The organism is Candidatus Zixiibacteriota bacterium (assembly GCA_021159005.1).
Classification (GTDB): domain Bacteria; phylum Zixibacteria; class MSB-5A5; order UBA10806; family 4484-95; genus JAGGSN01.
Map to the genome: position 1 here is coordinate 1 of JAGGSN010000061.1, position 1,890 is coordinate 1,890.

A 1,890-nucleotide genomic window follows, 5' to 3' on the forward strand; every position below is an offset into this window, starting at 1 on the left:
GAATGACATCATTATAGCATCCGCCTAAGGCGGACAAAAGGCCGGACAGTAGTAAGTTTTTTAATTGATAAATAATTTGAAGTTTATGCAGTTCCGTTGGAAGGACAAACATTCTTATCTGTCCGGATTCAGATGGAAATGTCTGGCTTCCTAACTGCTCTTATGAAAAATTCTAATAATACCTTTTGTCAACAACTTCACCCACCTGAGACGGATTGCCCTACTTCATCAATAGCTTACCAAAGGAGAAAACCGCTGCTTTGGCTACATTTTCGAACGGGCTTCCCTGCCAATCGAGCGGCAGTAAATCAGCGCCAGAGTTCGGTAAAACATGTGAGCAAATTTGGAATACGGCATATATATCAACAGAAAAAACACCGCTACCAAATGAAGGAAATAATTCGCGCAAGCCAGCATCGGGATGTTTGCCAAACGGGTAAGCCATGACAGCATGCCGGTTAGCCCGACAAAGAAGACGATATATAAGAAAAGCGAATCGGTATAGCTATTAGCGCCTACGTTTTCCTTATTGGTCCAGTGACGGTATAACAGCATGATACCGCCAATTAAAATAGCAATACCGCCAATCAAACCGGAGATTTTCACTATATGAGGCCATTCTCTCGGGATTGGGAAAAACGGTTGGACAATAGTTATGCCTAAGAGTTCGAGATAATGAGGGATAAAGTGAAGCACAAATACTAAAGCTGTGGCGATAAATGAACCTGCAAAACCTATTAACAATAAGACATGACCCCATGAACGGGATTTGTTGGTGTCGCATTTGAAAAAATTACCGTGCATGATAATCTCTACAAGAGTCAGTTTGCAAGCCTGAATAAACGAAAGGCTTTTATCCGCGCCATCAGCATGAAGATTTTTCCAAAACCTTGACAAACTTATAATAGCGAAAATGACAACTAAAATCATGCCAAACACAAATAAGACATCCACCGCGCTGTGCGGCAAAAACAGATTGTAATCAATCGGGTTGGCAGTCAGGAAAACAAATTTACCATTTGCCCTTGGCGCAAAACCAAACATCAGCCCCAATAGGATTAGAACCGGCGCAAGCAGTAATATCGGTAGTGCTTTGGGGTTGGCTAAGGCTTTGCCCATAAACGATGGGATGGCATACGCCTTATATATATACGACCGAATAGCCGATAAAACATCGCCGGGTTTTGCTCCGCGCGGGCAATTGACACTGCAGTCGTTGCATTGATAGCAAAGCCAAATATCGGGATCTTTAGCTAACTGGTCTATCTGTCCCCATTGCGCCATAATCATCTCCTTGCGGGGAAATGGCTTATCCTCCGGAGACAAATTGCAGACCACCGAGCAGGTGGCGCATTGGTAACATTTTTTCAGGGTATCGCCGCCAAGCCTATCGATCTCATTTATAAATTCCATATCTGGTTCTATTATGCGGGCTTCTGCCATCAACTCTCCTTGTTTATGATTCACATAAGGACTGTATAAATGATATTATATACACCCAAATTTATGTCGGCGCGCGAAAATGTACACCAACCGCGAATATCAATTTGCCAAAAGTATTATCGATTCAATAGTCTGTCAAGATTTTTTTATTCCGATGTCGTCAGGAAAGGGTTCCTGACGACACACCTTAATCCTATGTCAAGATTTTTTATTATCGGGTTTAATAATTATGCAGATATTTACTTGTACTATATCAAATATTTTCATGCGATGGCAAGAACCCTTTCCTGCCATCTGTTTAACGCAGCCAATGTCATCGGGAAAAAGTATTGCCCTCAGGATGTCGCTCGCCTGGGGCGGACTCCATTTTGAGGAATAAAAAAACCAATGGTGGATAGTAAAAATACCGTGCCCCGTGTCCGCAGACAGGCGGGCGCCGGCAGGCAG

2 protein-coding genes are annotated in these 1,890 nt (G+C 43.0%); both read right to left on the bottom strand.

Annotation, left to right across the window (positions count from 1 at the left end; genetic code table 11):
• Positions 1 to 264: 264 nt before the first annotated feature.
• Positions 265 to 1,443, bottom strand: a complete 1,179-nt coding sequence (qmoC, locus tag J7K40_03950; GenBank protein ID MCD6161552.1) for a quinone-interacting membrane-bound oxidoreductase complex subunit QmoC — start codon at positions 1,441 to 1,443, stop codon at positions 265 to 267.
• A gap of 198 nt (positions 1,444 to 1,641) precedes the next feature.
• A partial coding sequence (locus tag J7K40_03955; protein ID MCD6161553.1) for a hypothetical protein occupies positions 1,642 to 1,890 on the bottom strand: 249 nt, incomplete at its 5' end.